Origin of the sequence: Methylobacterium terricola, assembly GCF_006151805.1 — a bacterium.
Classification (GTDB): domain Bacteria; phylum Pseudomonadota; class Alphaproteobacteria; order Rhizobiales; family Beijerinckiaceae; genus Methylobacterium; species Methylobacterium terricola.
The window spans coordinates 730,744-750,094 of the sequence record NZ_VDDA01000001.1; the positions used below are offsets into that span (position 1 = coordinate 730,744).

The following is a 19,351-nucleotide window of genomic DNA, read 5'->3' on the forward strand; positions in this document are numbered from 1 at the left end:
CTCAAGGCCGCACGGATTGGTGTCTGGCGCTCGTCCCGGCGCTCCTGCCGGGGGACGAACCCTGCGCGCTCCAGCACCGCGGCGCGGGCTCTACCATGCGATGCCCTCCTCCTGGGCTGGTATTCGTCCCGGTCGGGGGCGACGCGATGGTGAGGATGCACCTCGGACGTCCCGGCCGAGACGGACAACGCCGGTCTCCCCTTTCCCCGCGGGCGGGGAGAGGGGACAGGCGCACGACCGGCGGGGTGACTCCCGCCCTTACCCCTTCAACGCCGCCGCCACCGCCTCCTTGTCGAACCCGGTCAGCCCGATCACCACCAGGGTTCCGTCGCGATGCTCGGCCGGCCGCCAGGGGCGGTCGTAATGGTGGGCGACGCGGCGGCCGACGCCCTGGACGACGAGGCGCATCGGCTTGTCGGCGACGGCGCAGAAGCCCTTGATCCGCAGCACGCCCGCCACGTCCGCCGCCTTCGCCACCCGGGCGGCCAGGTCCTCGGGCGAGCCCGCGGCCTTCACCGGCACCGCGACGCTCTCGAAATCGTCGTGGTCGTGGTCCTCCTCGGTCTCGTGATGCGACGGGCGCGAGGCGAGGTCGCTCTCCGCCGCGGCGTTGAGGCCGAGCAGCACCCGGGGATCGAGGGCGCCGTGGGCGGTCTCGACGAGCTTGACGGCACGCGGCAGGTGCGCCTCGACCTCGGCCCGGACCCGGGCGCGCTCGCCCTCGTCCAGGAGATCGGACTTGTTCATCACCACGAGGTCGGCGCAGAGGAGCTGGTCCTCGAACACCTCCTCCAGCGGGTTCTCGTGATCGACGCTGGCATCGGCGGCGCGTTGCGCCGCCAGCGCCTCCGGATCGTCCGCGAAGGCGCCGGACGCCACCGCCGGGCCGTCCACCACCGCCACCACGCCGTCGACGGTGACCCGCGAGCGGATCGCCGGCCAGTTGAAGGCCTGGACGAGCGGCTTCGGCAGGGCGAGGCCGGAGGTCTCGATCAGGATGTGCTCCGGCGGCTCGGGCCGGTCGAGGAGCTTGTTGAGCGCCGGCACGAAATCGTCGGCGACGGTGCAGCAGATGCACCCGTTCGGCAGCTCGACCACCGCGTCGGCGTCGCAGCCCGGGATGCCGCACTCGGCGAGCAGGGATCCGTCGAAGCCGACATCGCCGAACTCGTTGACGATGATGGCGAGCCGCCGGCCGTCATTGTGCTCGACGGCGTGGCGCACGAGCGTCGTCTTCCCGGCGCCGAGGAAGCCCGTGACGATGGTGCAGGGAATTTTGTTCAGGATGGTCATGGTGTCACCGGCGCGGGAGGGATGCGGGCGACGACGCCCTTGCGGAACTCTTGCGGACGCTCGCGCCAGGGCACGAGGCCGTCCGGCGTTCCGGCATAGAGGCCGATGCCGTCGAGGATGAGGTCGGCGGACGTCCCCGGGTCGAGATCGCCGTAGACGTAGGTCCAGCGGCCGGGGCTCGCGACCGCGACCGTGCAGGAGCGCTTGCAGACCGAGAGGCATTCCACCGGCTCGATCCGCACCGGCGCGCCCGGGCGGGCGGCGAGGGCCGCAGTCAGCGCCTCGTGCAGGCGGGCGCCGGCACGGGGGCCGTCGCCTGAATCGGCGGCGTCGCGGCAGGTAGTGCAGACGTAGAGGGTTACGGGGTCGGTCACGCGGTCACCCCGTGCGTGTGGCCGGCGGCGCCCTGGCGCCCGGTCACCGCGCCCCAGGCCCAGCCGAAGGCGAGGCCGAGCACCGCCCAGAACGCGAAGCCGATGGCCAGCGACCGGGCGGCGAACTGCGCGGCGTAGACCGGCGGCATGGCGGAGATCTCCTCCGGCCCGTGCGGCGCGCCCCAGGCCTGCGGCGCGACGATGAGGGCGAGGCCGAGCCCGATCGCCACCGGGCCGCGGCGAATCGCGATCAGGTAGAGGCCGGCTGCCGTGGCGACGGCAGTGGCCACCCACCAGAGCTGGCGCGATTCGAGCGCGGCGGCGGCGACGCCCGGCAGTTCCGGCGGCAGCCCGATCGCCGGCGCCAGGCTGGCGGCGAGGAAGCCGCCGATGCCGAACTTGAGCGCTTCGCCGGGCGTCACCTCGCGGCCGGACGCGACCAGCACGGCGCCGAGCAGCAGGGCGTAGCCGACGCCGCTCACCAGGGTGGCGAGCGCCGTGAAGGCGAGGCGCGGCAGGCCGGGGGCCGGCTGCCATTGCGGTTCGCCGCCATGGTCGTGGCCGGCATGGGCCAGCACGATCAGCGGGTTGGCGAAGGCGTGACGGGCCGGTGCGACGGTCTCGGCCGTCTCGTACTTCTCCGCCGCCAGGATCAGCGGCGAGGTGAGGGCGAATTGCAGGGCGGAGGCCACGCAAGCGGCCAGGAAGCCGGCGACCAGGGCCGCGGCGAGCAGACGTTTCGTCATTCGGGGATCACCTGCACGACCAAAGGGCCGCGGGCCCGCGCCCGGTCGGGGCGCAGGCCGCGCGGCCTCAGACGGTCAAGCCTTGCTCAGTGGCAGGGAAAGTTGTGGGCGTGGCGCCAGTCGTGGGCGGCGTTGTGCAGCGCGACCACCGGGGCGAAGCCGGAGACGAACAGCAGGCCGATGCCGAGCGTGGCGGCCAGGAGGACGGCGCTGAGGCGCTCGCCGACCAGGGCGGGAGAGAGGGACCGGGTGATCGCGACCATGACGAACTCCTGCCGCCCCACCGGCGGCGTCGAGAGAAAGGGGTGACGGCAGGTCTCCTGGCTCGCGGCCTTGCCGGTCCACCGCCTTCCCGGAAACGCTCCAGTGGCCGATGGCGGACCGTGTGCGACCGCTCACAGTTGCGGGGGCAGCCGCGGCACACCGGGACGAGATCCCGGCTCCCGCGTTCCCTTTTCACCTCGTCGCCGAGGCACCGTCGCTACGACCCTAGCGAGTCGCAGGCGGGGTTGCAATCGGGGCCGCCTGCCGCGACACCTCCGGCCCCGAGATTTCGCGAGAGGATACGAGCGTGCAGGATCCGATTCACGGTCCGATTCGCGCGACCCCGCGCCTGACCCTGGTGCTGGGCGGCGCCCGCTCGGGCAAGAGCCGTTACGCGGAAGGGCTGATCGCGGCGTTGCCCGGGCCCTGGCTCTATGTCGCGACGGCGCAGGCCTGGGACGACGAGATGCGCGAGCGCATCGCCCATCACCGCGACCGCCGCGCCGCGCCCTGGGAGACGGTGGAGGCGCCGCGGGCGTTGGGCGAGGCGATCCGGCAGGCGCCGGCCGGGCGGCCGGTGCTGGTCGATTGCCTGACCCTGTGGCTGACCAACGTGATGCTGGACGAGATGGCGGACCTGCCGGGGGAGGCCGAGGCGCTGCTGGCGTCCTGCGCCGCCGCCGCCGGGCCGCTGGTGCTGGTCTCGAACGAGGTCGGGTTCGGCATCGTGCCGGAGAACGCGTTGGCCCGGCGCTTCCGCGACGAGGCCGGTCGCCTGCACCAGCGCCTCGCGACGATCGCCGACAGGGTGGTGCTGGTCGTGGCCGGCCTCCCGATGATCCTGAAGGGAGATCCCGCATGAGCGACGACGAGGCGGCGCGCCACCGCGCCAAGATGGAGAAGCGCAAGGCGGTCCAGGACGCCGAGGTCGCCGGTAAGACGATCGAGAAGGGCCTGCTGATCGTCCATACCGGCCCCGGCAAGGGCAAGTCGACGGCGGCCTTCGGGCTGATGCTGCGGGCGCTCGGCCGCGGCTGGCGGGTCGGGGTGGTGCAGTACATCAAGGGCGCCTGGGAGACCGGCGAGCGCCTCGCCGTGGCGCGCTTCGCCGATCAGGTCGAGTGGCACACGATGGGGGAGGGCTTTACCTGGGAGACCCAGGACCGCGACCGCGACGTGGCGGCGGCGAAGGCGGCCTGGGCGAGGACCGAGGCGCTGATGGCCGATGCGAGCATCCGCCTGCTGATCCTCGACGAGCTCAACATCGCGCTGCGCTACGATTACCTGCCGCTGGCCGGGGTGGTGGAGGCCCTGAGCCGGCGCCGGCCGGACCTGACGATCGTGGTGACCGGCCGCAACGCCAAGCCGGAGCTGGTCGCGGCGGCCGACCTCGTCACCGAGATGACCCTGGTGAAGCACCACTTCGCCGCCGGCGTGAAGGCGCAGGAGGGCATCGAGTTCTAGGGCATCGCGTTTCGATTGACGCCAGCCGGCGTGGAGGGGTAGAGGCTTGGCCATGACCAGCACCTCTTTCGCCGGACTCTATGACGCGCCGCTCACCTAGCGGCGGAGTGCTCGTCATCTCTCAACCGCTGCGACGTGTCGGCGGTTGAGGCTTCCAGAATCCAGGGCCCGCCGACCTCGCCCTACCCCGAGGTCCTCCCCGTGCCGTCCCTCACCCATGTCCCGATAGGCCTGATCGGCTTCGGTGCCTTCGGCCGCCTCGTCGCCGAGCACCTGGCGCCGCATGGCAGGCTGCGTATCCACGATCCGTTCGTCCCGGATGCGGATTTCGCGGCGGCCGGCGTCGTGCCGTACACTCTCGCCGAGGCCGCCGCCTGCCCGGTGGTGATCCTGGCGACCCCGGTCTCGGGCCTCGCCGAGGTGGTACGCGCCGTCGCGCCGCATCTTCGCGAAGGCGCCCTCGTCCTCGATGTCGGCTCGGTGAAGGTGCGGCCGGCCGCGATTATGCGGGCCGGGCTGCCGCCGGGGGTCGATATCGTCGCCACCCACCCGCTGTTCGGGCCGCAGAGCGCGCGCGGGGGCCTGCCCGGCCTGAAGATCGCGGTCTGCCCGGTCCGGGGCGACCGGGCCCGGCGGGTCGGCGCCTTCCTGCGCCGGGCGCTCGGGCTCAGCGTGATCCTGACGACGCCGGAGGCACATGACCGCGAGGCGGCGGCGGTGCAGGGCCTGACCCACCTGATCGCCAAGGTGCTGGTGGCGATGGAGCCGCTGCCGACCCGGATGACGACGCGCAGCTTCGACCTCGTGATGCAGGCCGTCGGCATGGTCCGGCACGACGCGCCGGAGGTCTACCACGCCATCGAGCGCGAGAACCCCTACGCGGCGGAGGTGCGGCGACGGTTCTTCGACCTGGCGGCGCAGATGGATGGGGAATTGGGGGAGGGGGAGGGCATCGAGACGCGCGCCTCGCTCGACGCCTGATGCCCCCCTCGGCGTCATCCCGGGGCTCGCCCTGCCGGCGAGGACCCGGGATGACCCGGAGGATGACGTGAGCGGGCCGAAGGGCCCTACTCTCCCGCCGCCTCTTCCGCCGCCCGGGCCCGCTCGCGGCGCTTCTCCATCGCGCGGACCGAGAACACCGAGGCCTCGTAGAGGAGCAGCATCGGGATCGCCAGCGAGAGCTGGCTGATCACGTCCGGAGGGGTCAGCACGGCGGCGGCGACGAAGACCAGGACGATGGCGTAGCGCCGGCGGTCCCTCAGGAACTTCGAGTCGATGATGCCGATCTGGCCGAGCAGGGTCAGGATCACCGGCAGCTGGAACGCGATCCCGAAGGCGAAGATCAGCGTCATGATGAGCGAGAGGTACTCGTCCACCTTCGGCAGCAGCTCGATCGTGGCCTCGCCGGGCTGGCCGATCTGCTGCAGGCTGACCGAGAACTTGATTAGCAGCGGCATCGCCAGGAAGTAGACGACGAGGGCGCCGAGGACGAAGAAGACCGGGGTCGCGACGAGGTAGGGGAGGAAGGCCCGGCGCTCGTTGCGGTACAGGCCCGGCGCCACGAAGGCGTAGAGCTGGGTGGCGACCACCGGGAACGACAGGAAGCCGGCGCCGAACACGCTCAGCTTGATGTTGGTGAAGACCTGCTCGAGGAAGTGGGTCGCGATCAGCCGTGCCTTGTCGGCCCCCACGACGCTGACGTAGGGGTGCACGAGGATGTTATAGATGTGCTGGGCGAAAAAGAAGCAGATAAAGAACATCACCCCGAAGGCGAGCAGCGACTTGATCAGCCGCGAGCGCAGCTCGATCAGGTGCTCGATCAGGGGTGCGCGCGAGGCCTCGATCTCGGCTTCATCGGCCTCGGTGATCATGCGGTCGGGCCCGTGCTGGCGGTGGCGTGGGGTGTCGTGTCGTGGGAATCGGTCGCGCGGGCGGCATCGGCCTTGAGCTGCGCGGTCGCGGCGGCCAGGGCCGAGGGCGACGGCTTCTCGGTCGCCGGCTCGGGGAGCGCATAGGCCGGGGGGGCGGCCGCATCAATGGCAGGAGCCGGATCCGGCAATGCGGCGACGGGCTGCTCGCCCGAGGAGACCAGGGGATCCGTTCCCGGCGTCTCGTAGCCCGGCATCGCTTGGGTCGCGGGCTTCGGCACCCCGTCGACCGCACCCTTGATCTCGTTGCGGATCGTCTGGACCGGGTTGAAGCCGGTCGTCGTCGCGGAGGAGACGCTGCGGTTGATGCCCTCGACCTCGCGGCGGACCTCGTCGAGTTCCGCCTCGCGCATCGCCTCGCTGAACTGGCTCTGGAACTCGCCGGCCATGCGCTTGAGCCGGGCGGTGACCTGGCCGACGGTACGCAGGGCCTTGGGCAGGTCCTTGGGACCGATGACGACGAGCGCGACGCCGCCGATCAGCATCACCTCGCCCCAACTCATATCGAACATGGCGTGACGGCCCTGCTGCTCGCGCGGCGCACTCGGTCGGGCGCCTCGCGCGGGCTGTCTAGCACGCCGTGGCGCCGACGCCAGTCACTGCCGAGCAGGATCCCGAGGAGACTCGTATGGCGAGTGATGTACGGCCTCGGTCCGCGAGACCCGCATCCCGATGGTCCTTCGGCCGGGCACGGGGCCCGGCCGCCATGCGGAGCCGCTCAGACGACCTTGCGGTCGGCGTTCGTCAGGGGCTCGCCGTGCTGCGGGACCGGGCGGACCGGCTCCGTCGCGGTGACCGGCGGCATCTGGGCGGTCGGCACGTGAGCGGGCTGCGGGACCGGCTGCACCGGGGCCGCCGGCGGAGCGACCGTGACCGGGGTCACCGGGGTGTGGGGCACCTGTGCCGTCGTGGCCGGTGCCTGGTCCTCGTCGGCCATGCCCTTCTTGAAGGCCTTGATGCCCTTGGCCACGTCGCCCATCAGCTCGGACACCTTGCCGCGTCCGAACAGCAGCATGACGATCACGCCGACGACGATCCAGTGCCAGATACTCGCGCCGCCCATGGTTCTCTCCTGCGCAGCGACAGCGTCGCCGCGGCACACTCAAGAGGCGCCACCGACGCCTCAAACCTCTGATCCCGCACGCTCATCGTCGCCGGTCGGCGGATCGAGCACGCGCGGTGCGGCCGGAACGTAAGGACGGCCGGGGGCGAAAACAAGCGTTTCCTCGGGGTACGGTGGCCGGTGCCGCACGGGAATTCACTCCGTTCCGGTATCGCCCGGGCTCAGGGGATCCTCGTCGGCCTCCCCGCCATCGCCCGGCTGCGGCACGCGGAACCCGGCGGGCAGCCTGCCCTCGATCAGGCCGAGCCCCTTCAGCTCGTCGAGGCCCGGCAGGTCGGAGACGGCGTCGAGGCCGAAATGCTCGAGGAAGGCCGGGGTGGTGCCGTAGGTCACCGGCCGCCCGGGCGTGCGGCGGCGGCCGCGCAGGCGCACCCACCCGGTCTCGAGCAGCAGGTCGAGGGAGCCCTTCGAGGTGGTAACGCCGCGGATCTCCTCGATCTCGGCCCGGGTCACCGGCTGGTGGTAGGCGACGATGGCGAGCGTCTCCAGGGCCGCTCGCGACAGCTTGCGCGGCTCGGGCGCCGCACCGCGCAGGGCCGGCGCAAGGTCGGGTGCGGTGCGGAAGGCGTAGCCGCCGGCAGTCCTGACGAGCGTGATGCCGCGGGCGGCGTAGGCGCGAGCGATCTCGGCCAGGATCGCCGGCACGTCGGTGCCGGGAGGAAGGCGGGCGGCGAGTTCGGCCTGGCCGAGGGGCGCGGGGGCCGCGAAGATCATCGCCTCGGCGAGGCGCGCGGCATCGGACGGGACGGGAGCCGGCTCAGGGCCGCGGGGAGCCTTCGCCACCGGTCAGGATCCGGCGGCGCGGATCTGGATCGGCGCGTAGGGCCGGTCCTGGCGCAGCAGGATCTGGCCCTCGCGGGCGAGCTCCAGCACCGCCGAGAGCGAGGAGGCCCGCACCGTGGCGCGGCGCTTCGGATCGGCGAGGTACTGGGCGAGGTAGGAATCGAGGTCGGTCCAGTCGTCCCGCGGGCCGATCAGCCGCTCGAGCGCAGCGCGGGCATCGACCAGCGACCAGACGCTGCGCGGCGGCAGGGTCACGGAGGACCGTGCCTGCTCCTGGCGCTGGCGGGCATAGGCCGCGATCAGGTCGTGCAGGGTGACGGCGAAGGGCCCGGCGGGGGTGGCCGCGACCGGCTCGGGGAGGGCGGCGCCGCGGGCGAACACGTCGCGCCCGAGCTGCATCCGCCCGGACAGCATCGCGGCGGCGGCGCGGATCGCCTCCAGGCGGCGCAGGCGCAGGCGCAGGGCCAGGGCCTCGGCGAGATCGCCGGCGGCGGGCTCCGGGCCCCGGGGCGGCGTCGGCAGCAGCAGGCGCGACTTCAGGTAGGCAAGCCACGCCGCCATCACCAGGTAATCCGCCGCCAGTTCGAGGCGCAGGCGGCGCGCCTCCTCGATGAAGGCGAGGTATTGCTCGACCAGGGCCAGGATCGAGATCCGGGCGAGGTCGACCTTCTGGCGCCGGGCGAGTTCGAGGAGCAGGTCGAGGGGTCCCTCGAACCCGTCGACATCGACCACGAAGGCCGCGTCGGCGGCGTCGGGAGGATGGTCGAGGAAATCGTCTGCCATCAATCGCCTGATATCCGGTCTCGACCGAACGACCCTTCCGCCTGTCGGTCCGGGCTCCGCTGTCGCGAAGCCGGGAGGACGCGGCGGATGCGGGGCCCGTCTGCGGGGTCGACCGCTCCGAGGAGGTTCAGGCCGCGGCGGCGAGCCCGGCATCGAGGCGGGCGCGGGCCTCGGCCGGGTCGAAGGTCGCCGGGACCGGGCGCAGCCGCGCGAGCGCCGCCTCGGCGCGCCGCAGGGACTCCCCGGCGAGGGCGGGCGCCGCGGCGGCGACCTCCTCCATCTCGGCGCGGACGCCGTTGCAATGCAGGCCGACGTCGCAGCCGGCCCGGAAGGCGGCGGCGGTGCGATCCCGGAAGCTGCCCGAGAGGGCGTTCATCGACAGGTCGTCGGTCATCAGCAGGCCGTCGAACCCGATGCGGCCGCGCACGATCTCGCGGATGACCGTGGCGGAGGTGGTGGCCGGGTTCTCCGGGTCGAGGGCGCGGAACACGACGTGGGCCGACATCGCCATCGGCAGGTCGGCGAGCGCCTGGAACGGGCGGAAATCGTGCGCCTCCAGCGCGGCGAGGCTCGCCTCGACGACCGGAAGGGCGTGGTGGCTGTCGGCGCCGGCGCGGCCATGGCCGGGCACGTGCTTCATCACCGGCAGGACGCCGCCGGCCATCAGGCCCTCGGCCACCGCGCGCCCGAAGGCCGCGACCACCCCCGGCTCGGTCCCGTAGGCCCGGTCCCCGATGACGTCGTGGGCGCCGGGCACCGGCACGTCGAGAACGGGGGCGCAATCGACGTTGATGCCGACCTGGGCGAGGTCGTAGGCCATCAGGCGGGCGCCGAGCCCGGCGAGCGCCGGCCCGCCCTCGGGGCCGCCGGCGCGGAAATAGGCCCGGCCGGACGGGTAGGCCTGCCAATGCGGCCGCGTCATGCGCTGCACCCGCCCGCCCTCCTGGTCGATCAGGATCGGCGCGTCGGCACGGCCGACGGTCTCGCGGAGCGCCGCCGTGAGGGCGCGGACCTGCTCGGGGGTCTCGACGTTGCGCTTGAACAGGATGAAGCCCCAGGGCCGCGCCGCGCGGAAGAAGGCAGCCTCCTCGGGGCTCAAGGTCGGGCCGGCGCAGCCGAGGATCAGGGCAAGGGTCATCGACGGCGGCTCTCGTCGGTTGGAGGGGGTGGGGCGATGATGCTCCCGCCCGGCGCCCATGCGGGCGCCGAGGACCGGGATTCGCGGGGAGGAAAGACGGAAATTGAGGCGATTCGCCGGCCCGGGGCTGTCGGCGAGACGCCACAGCCCCGGGGTTTCAGGTGGCGGAAGCGCGGCGGGCGCCTGTCCGCCGACGATCCGCGCGCGTCAATTCTTGGCGACGAAGCAGGCGGCGCCGGAGGCCTTGAGCTTGCCGCACAGGCCGTCGGCGCTCTCCTTCGACATCGGCCCGACGCGGACGCGGTAGATCGACTTGCCGTTCACCTCGGCCTGGCGGATCAGCGGCGACTGGCCGCCGAGCACGGCGCCGTAGCGCTCCTGCGCCTGGCGGAACGCGACCTCGGCCTCCTTCTCGGTCGCGCGCACCGAGAGCTGAACCGAAAAGCCGCCGACCGGCGCCTGGGGCGTCGGCACCGCCTGGGTGGTGACCGGCGGTTCGGCGGAGGCGACGCGCTGCACCGGCTTCTGCCGCGGCGTCTCGGCCACCGGGGTCGGGCTTTCGGCCGCCGGGGTCTGGGCGGGCGCGGCCGGGACGACCCGCGCGCTGCGCGGCGTGACCGGCGCCGGGGCCGAGCCGGTCGCCTCGGTCGGGAGGGTCATGGTCGGGATCGGCGAGACCGGCGCCTGCTGGGCCGCCTGCTGGGCGGCGGCCTGCGCGGCGCGCTGGGCCTCGATCGGCGACGGCTCGGGCCGGACCGAGACGGTGCGCACCTTGCGCGGCTCGCCGAGGGAGTCGGTGAGGGCGTTGCCCGAGGCGGCGGGCCCGGCGGAGGATCCGGCCTCCGCGGCGAGCGAGCGGGCCGCCTGCTTGACGTCGAGGGGCTGCTCCTCGCGGTTGACGATGCGGATCTGCCCGTCCTTGGTGGTGGTGCCGCGCTCGTAGATCTGCTTGTTCTGGTCCGGGATCTCGACGCCGCCGGCATTCTGCGGCGCCACCTTGAGCGGCGCCTGATCGGCCATGACCAGGATCGGCGCGCCGGAGCGACCGTGATGGAAGGCCTTCCAGGTCAGCGCGCCGCCGATGGAGGCCGCGACAATGCCGAGCGCCGTGCCGACGAGGGCGATGCGCCGGCGGCCCCGGGGCCGCGGCTCGGCCATCGGCGCGGGCTCCGCCTCGGGCGCGGCGGCCGGGTCGGCGACGGTCTCGCGCTCGACCGCGGCCAGGTACTGGTTGAAGGCGGATTCCGGCGTCTGCGCCGGGGGCTGGTTCGCCACGGCCATCGTCGGCGCCGTCATGGACGGCTCCTGGCGGCTGGCCGGGAAACCGGCGGGGGCGGCCGGTGCGTCGCCGTAGCTCGGCAGGACCGGATCGACCCGGCCGCCGCGCGGCGGCTCGGCGGTCCGGCTCGCTTCCTTGGCCTCCTTGGCTTCGAGCAGGGCCCGGAACGGATCGTCCTGGCCGACGATACGGGCGAGTTCGGCGAGGGGATCGGGGCGCGGCGCCGCGGGACGGGCCTGATCGTGAACGGCCGGATGCGGGCGCACGGGGGTCGGCTGCTGATCCTGCTCGTAGGCGTCGTAGTCGACGGGAACCCGGGAAGCATTCGTCGTCATGGCAGCACCATCCTGTTCGCCCTCGCGTCACCTCACCGCGCTCGGGCCCGGCTCGGCGACACCGGCCGCCTCGCCCCGGATATGGGGAGGGCGGCCGTCAGATCCCACGCTTACGTCCCGCCGCGGCGTCGCCCAGGGGGGCGTCCCGCGGCGTCCGGTCGCTCCGCATCCCGGCGCGGGGCCTCAGCGCATCTCGTCGGGGGCACCGACGCCGAGGATCCCGAGATTGGACGCGACCACACCCTTGAGGGCAGCGACGAGGGCCAGCCTCGCCTCGGTGGACTTTCTGTCGGTTTGATTAACAAACCGTAATTGCGGCAAGTCTTTGCCCTTGTTCCAGAAACTGTGGAACGCGCTGGCCAGCTCGTAGAGGTGGAACGCGAGGCGATGCGGCTCGTGGGCGGCCGCCGCCGCCTCGATCACGCGGGGCACCTGGGCGATCAGGCGCATCATCTCGAGCTCGCCCGGGTCGGTCAGGCCGGACAGGTCCGCCCCGGCCAAGGCCGCCGGCGACAGGTCGAGATCGGGGAAGGCCTCGCGGGCCTGGCGGAACACCGAGGCCGCCCGGGCATGCGCATACTGAACGTAGAAGACCGGGTTGTCCTTCGACTGCTCGACCACCTTGGCGAGATCGAAATCGAGGGTGGCGTCGTTCTTGCGGTACAGCATCATGAACCGCACCGGATCGCGCCCGACCTCGTCGATCACCTCGCGCAGGGTGACGAACTCGCCGGCCCGCTTCGACATCTTCACCGGCTCGCCGCCGCGCAGCAGGCGCACCAGCTGGCACAGCTTGACGTCGAGGGCGGCCTTTCCGTCGGAGACCGCCTTCACGGCCGCCTGCATCCGCTTGACGTAGCCGCCATGGTCGGCGCCGAGCACGTCGATCAGCTCGACCGCACCGCGCTCGACCTTCGAGCGGTGATAGGCGATGTCGGAGGCGAAATAGGTGAAGCTGCCGTCCGATTTCAGGAGCGGCCGGTCGATGTCGTCGCCGAAGGCGGTGGCGCGGAACAGGGTCTGCTCGCGGTCCTCCCAATCCTCCGGCAGCTGGCCCTTCGGCGGCGGCAGCCGGCCCTCGTAGACGAGGCCCTTGGCGCGCAGGTCGGCGATCAGCGCCGCCACCGCGCCGCCGTTGCCGCCACCCTGGAGCGTGCGCTCGGAGAAGAAAACGTCGTGGTGGATGCCGATGGCCGCCAGGTCCTCGCGGATCCGGTCCATCATCCGGTCGATCGCGAAGTCGCGCACCAGCGGCAGCCACTCGGATTCGGGCTGGCCGAGGAGGGTGTCGCCGTACTGCGCCTTCAGGGCCTGCCCGACCGGCACGAGGTAGTCGCCCGGATAGAGGCCGTCCGGGATCGTCACGGTCTCGCCCAGCGCCTCGCGGTAGCGCAGGAAGGCCGAGCGGGCGAGCACGTCGACCTGCGCGCCGGCATCGTTGATGTAGTACTCGCGCGTCACGTCCCGGCCGGCGGCGACCAGGAGGTTGACGAGCGCATCGCCGAACACCGCGCCGCGGCCATGGCCGACATGCATCGGCCCGGTCGGGTTGGCGGAGACGTACTCGACATTGACCCCGCCCGGGACGGGAGCGCCGCGGCCGTAGGCCTCGCCGTCGCGGAGCGCCGCCCGGACCACCTCGCCGTAGATGTCAGGGTTCAGCCGCAGGTTGATGAAGCCCGGCCCGGCGACGCTCGCCTCCGTCACGCGGGGATCCTGGCGCAGGTCCGCCGCCAGCGCCTCGGCCAGGGCCTTCGGGTTGGTGCGCGCCTCCTTCGCCAGCACCAGGGCGGCGTTGGTGGCGAGGTCGCCGTGGCTCGGGTCGCGCGGCGGCTCGACCACCACGCGGGCGCGGTCGAGGCCCTCCGGCAGGGTGCCGGCGCGGGTGAGCGTCTCGAGCGCCTCGCCGATGCGGGCCTCGAAGGCGGCGAAGATGTTCATGCGTTGACCAGTTCTGCAAAGTTCGGGCCGGATGCAGTGAGACCGCACCCGGCGCGCCGGGCTCTTCTCACGCCGGGGCGGGCGGCTGCAAGCGGGGCGGTTCGTGCGGGAGTCGGCTCCTCCCTTGTCGCCGCAGGGCCGATGCTGCAAAGCGTCGTGGCGTCACCGGCCGGATTCTCCGGCCCTTACGAGACAAACGATTCGGACCGCGCCATGCACGACATCCGGGCCATCCGCGACAACCCGGCCGCCTTCGACAAGGGACTGACGAGCCGCGGGCTGGAGCCGCTCGCCTCGCAGCTGATTGCCCTCGACGACGAGCGCAAGGCCGCGATCTCGGCGGCGCAGGCAGCCCAGGAGAAGCGCAACGCGCTGTCGAAGGAGATCGGCGCGGCCAAGAAGGCGAAGGACGAGGCGCGGGCGCAAGCGCTGATGGCCGAGGTCGCCCGCCTCAAGGAGGACGCACCCGCCCTCGACGCGGCGGCCGATGCCGCCGGCAAGGCCCTGACCGAGCGCCTGTCGGCGATCCCCAACCTCCCGGGCCCGGACGTGCCGGAGGGCCGCGACGAGCACGATAACGTCGAGAGGAGCCGCTTCGAGGGGCGGGGGCTCGCCCAGGAGGGCCGCCAGCATTTCGAGCTCGGCGAGGCCATGGGCCTGATGGATTTCGAGACCGCCTCGAAGCTGTCCGGCTCGCGCTTCGTGGTGCTGAAGGGCCAGATCGCCCGGCTGGAGCGGGCGCTCGGCCAGTTCATGCTCGACCTGCATACCGGCGAGCACGGCTATACCGAGGTGGTGCCGCCGCTCCTGGTGCGCGACGAGGCGATGTTCGGCACCGCGCAGCTGCCGAAGTTCCGCGACGACCAGTTCGCGGCGGTGCAGGGCTCGCCCGAGATGGCGCAGGAGAGCGGCGCGCCGAACCGCTGGCTGATCCCGACGGCGGAAGTCCCGCTCACCAACCTGGTGCGCGAATCGATCCTCGCCGAGGACGAGCTGCCGCTGCGCTTCACCGCGCTCACCCCCTGCTTCCGGGCCGAGGCCGGGGCGGCGGGGCGCGACACCCGCGGGATGCTGCGCCAGCACCAGTTCAGCAAGGTGGAACTCGTCTCGATCACGGCGCCCGAGCGCTCGGCCGAGGAGCACGAGCGGATGCTGGCCTGCGCGGAAGCCGTGCTGAAGCGCCTCGACATCCCGTTCCGGGTCGTCACGCTCTGCACCGGCGACATGGGCTTCGCCTCGACCAAGACCTACGACATCGAGGCCTGGCTGCCGGGGCAGAAGACCTATCGCGAGATCTCGTCCTGCTCGGTCTGCGGCGACTTCCAGGCCCGCCGGATGGAGGCGCGCTACCGCCCGAAGGAGGGCAAGGGCGTCGCTTACGTCCACACCCTCAACGGCTCGGGCGTCGCGGTCGGCCGCGCGCTGATCGCCGTGATGGAGAACTACCAGAACCCCGACGGCAGCGTCACGATCCCGTCGGCCCTCGCGCCCTACATGGGCGGCCTCACCCGCATCGAAGGACACCGGTGATGCGCATTCTCGTCACCAACGACGACGGCATCCACGCGCCGGGCCTGAAATGCCTGGAGGACATCGCCCGGGACCTCTCGGACGACGTCTGGGTCGTGGCGCCGGAGACCGACCAGAGCGGCGTGTCGCACTCGCTGTCGCTGAACGATCCGCTCCGCCTGCGCCAGGCCGGCGAGAAGCGTTACGCGGTCAAGGGCACGCCCTCCGACTGCATCATCATGGGCATCCGCCACATCCTGAAGGACCACGGGCCCGACCTCGTGCTCTCGGGCGTCAACCGCGGCCAGAACGTCGCCGAGGACGTGACCTATTCGGGCACGATCGCGGGCGCCATGGAGGCGACGATCCTCGGCGTGAAGGCGATCGCGCTGAGCCAGGCCTACGGCATCGGCGGGCGGGCCAACGTGAAGTGGCACACCGCCGCCCATCACGGCGCGAAGGTCGTCCGGCGCATCCTGGAGGTCGGGATCGAGCCCGGCATCCTGGTCAACGTCAACTTCCCGGATTGCGAGCCGGACGCGGTTCAGGGGATCGCGGTGGCGGCGCAGGGCGTGCGCAACCAGGCGCTGCTGTCGATCGACGAGCGGGTCGACGGGCGCGGCAACCCGTATTTCTGGCTCGCCTTCGCCAAGGCGCGGTTCGAGCCGGGCCACGGTACCGACCTGAAGGCGATCGCCGAGGGCCGCATCTCGATCACGCCCCTGCGCCTCGACCTCACCGACGAGCCGACGCTGACCCGCTTCGCCCAGGCCTTCACATGAGTGACTCCACATGGGCGACTTCGCGTGAATGACGAGAGCGAGCCGGACGCCTCCGGACCGGAACCGGCAGGCGAGCCGTCCGGCGCGGTCGAGACCGCGGCCTTCGTGCTGGGACTTCGCGCCCGCGGCGTGCGCGACGCCGCGGTGCTCGGGGCGATGGAGCGGGTGCCGCGGGAGGCGTTCGCGCCGCTCGCCTTCCGCGATCTGGCCCGGCGGGACATCGCCCTGCCGCTGCCCTGCGGCCAGACCATGACGGCGCCGAGCGTGATCGCCACGATGCTGGCGGCGCTCAACGTCCCGGGCGCGCGGGTGCTCGAGGTCGGCACCGGCTCCGGCTACGCCACGGCCCTGCTGCTGCGCCTCGGGGCCGCCGAGGTGGTGAGCCTCGAACGCTACGCCACCCTCGCGCGCAACGCCCGCTCGCGCCTCGATGCGCTCGGCTTCGGCGCCGCGATGGTCGGCCTCGCCGATGGCTGCGCTCCGCCGGAGGAGGCCGGCGGCTTCGACCGCATCCTGGTCAACGGCACGCTCCGCGACCTGCCCCAGGCCCTCCTCGACCGGTTGAACCCCGGCGGCCGCCTCGTGGGCGCGCTCGGCATGCCGGCCGGCCCGCGCCTCGTCGCCATCGCGCAGGAATCCGACGGCCCGTGGCGGCAGGTGCGCGAGACGCCGCTCCGCATCGGCCCGATGACCCCCGGCCTGGCGGCCGTGCTCTAACAGGCCGCACGGATCCGACTCGCCTAAGTCCGAATCCGCCCGTGACGGTGAAGCCGAAACGGCGCCCTGCAACGGAAGCTTAACCTGAATCCGCTTTGAATCCGCTCCATAGGGTTGCGTGGATGTACGGGTGCGTCGATGCGGGATCGCGGGGCAGGCAAGGGGATGCGGACGCTATCGCGCTTCGCCCTCATCGGGCTGATCGGGGGCGCTTCGGCGGCCTGCAGCACCGATGCGGTGCGGCTCGACCCGTTCTCGAACCCGTTCTCATCGAGCGCGAGCGGCGACCCGGGGGCGACCGGCAGCCTGCCGGAGGGCAACGCGGTCGCGGCCCCGATCCGCTCGACGCCGATCCAGTCGCGGCCCCTGTCGGCGCCGCTGGCCGCCGCGCCGCTGTCGAGCCGTCCTCTCGCCGCTCCGGTCGCGACGCCCCGCGTCGCCGCGGCGGCCCCGGTCACCGGCGGCCCGGCCGGCTGGTCGGCGGCGGGCGGCACCACCATCACGGTCGGCGCCAATGACAGCCTGAACCAGATGTCGACCCGGTTCGGCGTCCCCGCCGCGGCGATCCTCCAGGCCAACGGCCTGTCGAGCGCCGCCCAGGTCACCCCCGGCCGTCAAGTCGTGATCCCGGTCTACCATGCCGGCGGCGTGCCGGCGATGAGCGCCCGGGCGGTGCCGCCGGCCCCGGCGCCGCGGATGGCGATGACCGAGACCCGCGCCCCCGAGCCGGTGCGCCGGGTCGCCGAGGCCGCGCCGCGCCCCGAGCCCCTCCGCCGCGATCCGGAGGTCGCCCGCCGGGAGCAGGAGGCCACGCGCCGCGAGCAAGAGGCCGCGCGCCGCGAGCAGGAGGCCGCCCGGCGCGAGCAGGAGGCCGCACGGCGCGAGCAAGAGGCGGAATCGGCCCGCAAGGCCCATACCCGCCCGGGTCAGGCCGAGGCGAAGCCGGTGGCGCCCAATGCTGCCGAGCGCGCCGCCAAGCTCAACCCGCGCAAGGCCCAGCCGCGCGAGGACGACGAGGAGGCGGTCGCCGCGAAGCCGCAGCGGCCCGAGCCGAAGGCGGTGGCCAAGGCCGAGCCGAAGGCCGTCGCCAAGGTGGCCGCGCGCCAGCAGGACGACGACGAGGACGAGAAGGTCGCGGCCAAGCCGCAGAAGCCCGAGCACAAGAAGCCCGAGCCGAAGGCCGTCGAGAAGGCGAAGCCGGAGCCGAAGAAGGTCGCCGAGGCGGTCAAGCCGGAACCGCGCAAGATCGAGATCAAGGCCGAGGCAAAGCCGGAGGTCAAGAAGCCCGAGCCGAAGCAGGCCGAGGCCGCGAAGCCCGAGGTGAAGAAGGTGGCGGAGCTGAAGCCGGCGCCGAAGCCCGAGCCGGTCAAGCCGGTGAAGGTCGCTTCCCTGCCCGAGAAGGCTCCCGAGCCGGCACCGGCTCCGGCCGTCGCCCCCGCGGCGCCCGCGCCGGACCCGCAATCGAGCTTCCGCTGGCCGGCTCGCGGCCGGGTGATCAACGGCTACGGCTCGAGCGGCAACGAAGGCATCAACATCGCGGTGCCCGAGGGCACGCCGGTGAAGGCCGCCGAAGAAGGCACCGTGGCCTATGCCGGCAGCGACGTGAAGGGCTACGGCAAGCTGGTCCTGGTGCGCCACGCCAACGGCTACGTCTCGGCCTACGCCCATAACGGCGAGATCGACGTGCGGCCGGGCGAGAAGGTGAAGCGTGGCCAGACCATCGCCAAGTCCGGCGCCTCGGGCAACGTGACCTCGCCGCAGCTGCACTTCGAGATCCGTAAGGGCGCGACCCCGGTCGATCCGATGCCGCACCTGGCGAGCAACTGAGACCACGCCGACAGGGCGAACAGGCGGGGCGCGCGAGCGTCCCGCCTCTTTGCGTTGTGAGGCGAGGAAAACCGCCCGCCATCCCCAACCAATCTGCCACCCTCCGGGTCGTCCCGGGCTCCGCTTCGCGGGCCCGGCATGACCCGGGGAACGTCGGAACCGTCGGCAACGGCGAAGGGGCGTCACTCCAGCCGCTGCCCCAGCCGCCCGGCCAGATCCTGGATGTACTGGAACGCCGTGCGCCCCGAGCGCGCCCCGCGGGTGGTCGACCATTCCAGCGCCTCGGCCCGCAGCCGCTCCGGCTCGACCGTCAATCCGTAACGGGCGACGTAGGCGTCGATCATCGCCAGGTACTCGTCCTGGCTGCACTTGTGGAAGCCGAGCCAGAGGCCGAAGCGGTCCGACAGCGAGACCTTCTCCTCCACCGCCTCGCCCGGGTTGATCGCCGTCGAGCGCTCGTTCTCCATCATGTCGCGGGCGAGCAGGTGGCGCCGGTTCGAGGTGGCGTAGAACAGCACGTTCTCGGGCCGTCCCTCGATGCCGCCGTCGAGCGCCGCCTTCAGCGACTTGTACGAGGTGTCCTCGGCGTCGAAGGACAGGTCGTCGCAGAACACCACGAAGCGGTGCGGATCGGGCCGCAGCCACCCCATCAGGGCCGGCAGGCCCTCGATGTCCTCCCGGTGGATCTCGATCAGCTTCAGCGGCCGCTCGAGGCCGCGGGTGTTGATCTCGGCGTGGACGGCCTTCACCAGCGACGACTTGCCCATGCCGCGGGCGCCCCACAGCAGGGCGTTGTTCGCCGGCAGGCCGCGGGCGAACCGCTCGGTGTTGTCGAACAGGATGTCGCGCATCCGGTCGATGCCGCGCAAAAGGCCCATCTCGACCCGGTTGACCCGCGGCACCGGTTGCAGCCGCCCTTCCGGCTGCCACACGAAGGCGTCGGCCGCCGCGAAGTCGGGGGAGGGGATCGCGGCCGGGGCGCTGCGCTCCAGGGCCGCGGCGATGCGCAGCAGCACCGGCAGGAGGTCGGCCTCGGGCGGAATCGGGTAGGTGGGGTCGGTCATC

At 72.6% G+C, this 19,351-nt stretch carries 19 protein-coding genes, 1 pseudogene and 1 riboswitch; of the genes and pseudogenes, 7 read left to right on the top strand and 13 right to left on the bottom strand.

Translation table 11 applies throughout. The features are described from left to right. Nucleotides 1-258: 258 nt before the first annotated feature. From cobW to FF100_RS03220, 4 genes are all read right to left on the bottom strand, one after another. Nucleotides 259-1,293, bottom strand: a complete 1,035-nt coding sequence (gene cobW, locus FF100_RS03205) for a cobalamin biosynthesis protein CobW (protein WP_139034092.1) — start codon at nucleotides 1,291-1,293, stop codon at nucleotides 259-261. Beyond that, on the bottom strand, nucleotides 1,290-1,667 hold the full coding sequence (locus FF100_RS03210; protein ID WP_139034093.1) for a DUF1636 family protein: 378 nt from the start codon (nucleotides 1,665-1,667) through the stop codon (nucleotides 1,290-1,292). The genes cobW and FF100_RS03210 overlap by 4 nt, the downstream gene beginning before the upstream one ends. Beyond that, complete coding sequence (locus FF100_RS03215; protein ID WP_139034094.1) at nucleotides 1,664-2,413, bottom strand: CbtA family protein; 750 nt, start codon at nucleotides 2,411-2,413, stop codon at nucleotides 1,664-1,666. Before FF100_RS03215 ends, FF100_RS03210 begins: the two co-directional genes overlap by 4 nt. An 86-nt stretch (nucleotides 2,414-2,499) precedes the next feature. After that, the gene (locus tag FF100_RS03220) at nucleotides 2,500-2,676 is read right to left on the bottom strand and encodes a CbtB domain-containing protein (protein ID WP_093571268.1); all 177 of its coding nucleotides are present in this window, start codon (nucleotides 2,674-2,676) and stop codon (nucleotides 2,500-2,502) included. Nucleotides 2,677-2,706: 30 nt separating this feature from the next. After that, nucleotides 2,707-2,908, bottom strand: a riboswitch (cobalamin riboswitch). Nucleotides 2,909-3,026: 118 nt separating this feature from the next. Here FF100_RS03220 and cobU point away from each other — a divergent pair. The 3 genes from cobU (at nucleotide 3,027) to FF100_RS03235 (ending at nucleotide 5,122) form a co-directional block, all read left to right on the top strand. Further along, nucleotides 3,027-3,539, top strand: a complete 513-nt coding sequence (gene cobU / locus FF100_RS03225; protein ID WP_139034299.1) for a bifunctional adenosylcobinamide kinase/adenosylcobinamide-phosphate guanylyltransferase — start codon at nucleotides 3,027-3,029, stop codon at nucleotides 3,537-3,539. Further along, on the top strand, nucleotides 3,536-4,141 hold the full coding sequence (cobO, locus tag FF100_RS03230; RefSeq protein WP_139034095.1) for a cob(I)yrinic acid a,c-diamide adenosyltransferase: 606 nt from the start codon (nucleotides 3,536-3,538) through the stop codon (nucleotides 4,139-4,141). The genes cobU and cobO overlap by 4 nt, the downstream gene beginning before the upstream one ends. A 201-nt stretch (nucleotides 4,142-4,342) precedes the next feature. Beyond that, on the top strand, nucleotides 4,343-5,122 hold the full coding sequence (locus tag FF100_RS03235; RefSeq protein WP_139034096.1) for a prephenate dehydrogenase/arogenate dehydrogenase family protein: 780 nt from the start codon (nucleotides 4,343-4,345) through the stop codon (nucleotides 5,120-5,122). An 86-nt stretch (nucleotides 5,123-5,208) separates the two neighbouring features. Here the strand turns inward: FF100_RS03235 and tatC are convergent, their stop codons facing one another. The 8 genes and pseudogenes from tatC to argS form a co-directional block, all read right to left on the bottom strand. Beyond that, entirely contained in the window at nucleotides 5,209-6,012 is an 804-nt protein-coding gene (gene tatC, locus FF100_RS03240) for a twin-arginine translocase subunit TatC (protein ID WP_139034097.1), read from the bottom strand. Next, nucleotides 6,009-6,581 carry a Sec-independent protein translocase protein TatB gene (gene tatB, locus FF100_RS03245; protein WP_139034098.1) on the bottom strand — a complete coding sequence of 191 codons (573 nt, stop codon included), beginning with the start codon at nucleotides 6,579-6,581 and terminating at the stop codon, nucleotides 6,009-6,011. Before tatB ends, tatC begins: the two co-directional genes overlap by 4 nt. A 305-nt stretch (nucleotides 6,582-6,886) precedes the next feature. Beyond that, nucleotides 6,887-7,132, bottom strand: a pseudogene (locus tag FF100_RS03250) (twin-arginine translocase TatA/TatE family subunit); the annotation flags it as partial. A 195-nt stretch (nucleotides 7,133-7,327) separates the two neighbouring features. Further along, entirely contained in the window at nucleotides 7,328-7,906 is a 579-nt protein-coding gene (scpB, locus tag FF100_RS03255) for an SMC-Scp complex subunit ScpB (RefSeq protein WP_139034300.1), read from the bottom strand. Nucleotides 7,907-7,978: 72 nt separating this feature from the next. Next, nucleotides 7,979-8,758, bottom strand: a complete 780-nt coding sequence (locus FF100_RS03260) for a segregation and condensation protein A (protein WP_139034100.1) — start codon at nucleotides 8,756-8,758, stop codon at nucleotides 7,979-7,981. Between the two features lie 127 nt (nucleotides 8,759-8,885). After that, entirely contained in the window at nucleotides 8,886-9,896 is a 1,011-nt protein-coding gene (gene nagZ, locus FF100_RS03265) for a beta-N-acetylhexosaminidase (RefSeq protein WP_139034101.1), read from the bottom strand. A 207-nt stretch (nucleotides 9,897-10,103) separates the two neighbouring features. Next, nucleotides 10,104-11,510, bottom strand: coding sequence for an SPOR domain-containing protein (locus FF100_RS03270; protein ID WP_139034102.1), 1,407 nt, complete (start codon nucleotides 11,508-11,510; stop codon nucleotides 10,104-10,106). Between the two features lie 183 nt (nucleotides 11,511-11,693). Next, on the bottom strand, nucleotides 11,694-13,451 hold the full coding sequence (gene argS / locus FF100_RS03275) for an arginine--tRNA ligase (RefSeq protein ID WP_139034103.1): 1,758 nt from the start codon (nucleotides 13,449-13,451) through the stop codon (nucleotides 11,694-11,696). Between the two features lie 213 nt (nucleotides 13,452-13,664). Between argS and serS the strand changes: the two genes are divergently transcribed. From serS to FF100_RS03295, 4 genes are all read left to right on the top strand, one after another. Continuing rightward, the gene (gene serS / locus FF100_RS03280; protein ID WP_139034104.1) at nucleotides 13,665-14,981 is read left to right on the top strand and encodes a serine--tRNA ligase; all 1,317 of its coding nucleotides are present in this window, start codon (nucleotides 13,665-13,667) and stop codon (nucleotides 14,979-14,981) included. Beyond that, entirely contained in the window at nucleotides 14,981-15,742 is a 762-nt protein-coding gene (gene surE, locus FF100_RS03285) for a 5'/3'-nucleotidase SurE (RefSeq protein WP_139034105.1), read from the top strand. The genes serS and surE overlap by 1 nt, the downstream gene beginning before the upstream one ends. 24 nt (nucleotides 15,743-15,766) lie before the next feature. After that, nucleotides 15,767-16,459, top strand: coding sequence for a protein-L-isoaspartate O-methyltransferase family protein (locus tag FF100_RS03290; RefSeq protein ID WP_139034106.1), 693 nt, complete (start codon nucleotides 15,767-15,769; stop codon nucleotides 16,457-16,459). Nucleotides 16,460-16,624: 165 nt separating this feature from the next. Next, nucleotides 16,625-18,286 (top strand): peptidoglycan DD-metalloendopeptidase family protein, encoded by a 1,662-nt coding sequence (locus tag FF100_RS03295; protein WP_425463276.1) that lies wholly within the window; start codon nucleotides 16,625-16,627, stop codon nucleotides 18,284-18,286. A 182-nt stretch (nucleotides 18,287-18,468) separates the two neighbouring features. Here FF100_RS03295 and FF100_RS03300 read toward each other — a convergent pair whose 3' ends face one another. Beyond that, nucleotides 18,469-19,350 (bottom strand): ATP-binding protein, encoded by an 882-nt coding sequence (locus FF100_RS03300; protein ID WP_139034108.1) that lies wholly within the window; start codon nucleotides 19,348-19,350, stop codon nucleotides 18,469-18,471. Between the last annotated feature and the right edge of the window lies 1 nt (nucleotide 19,351).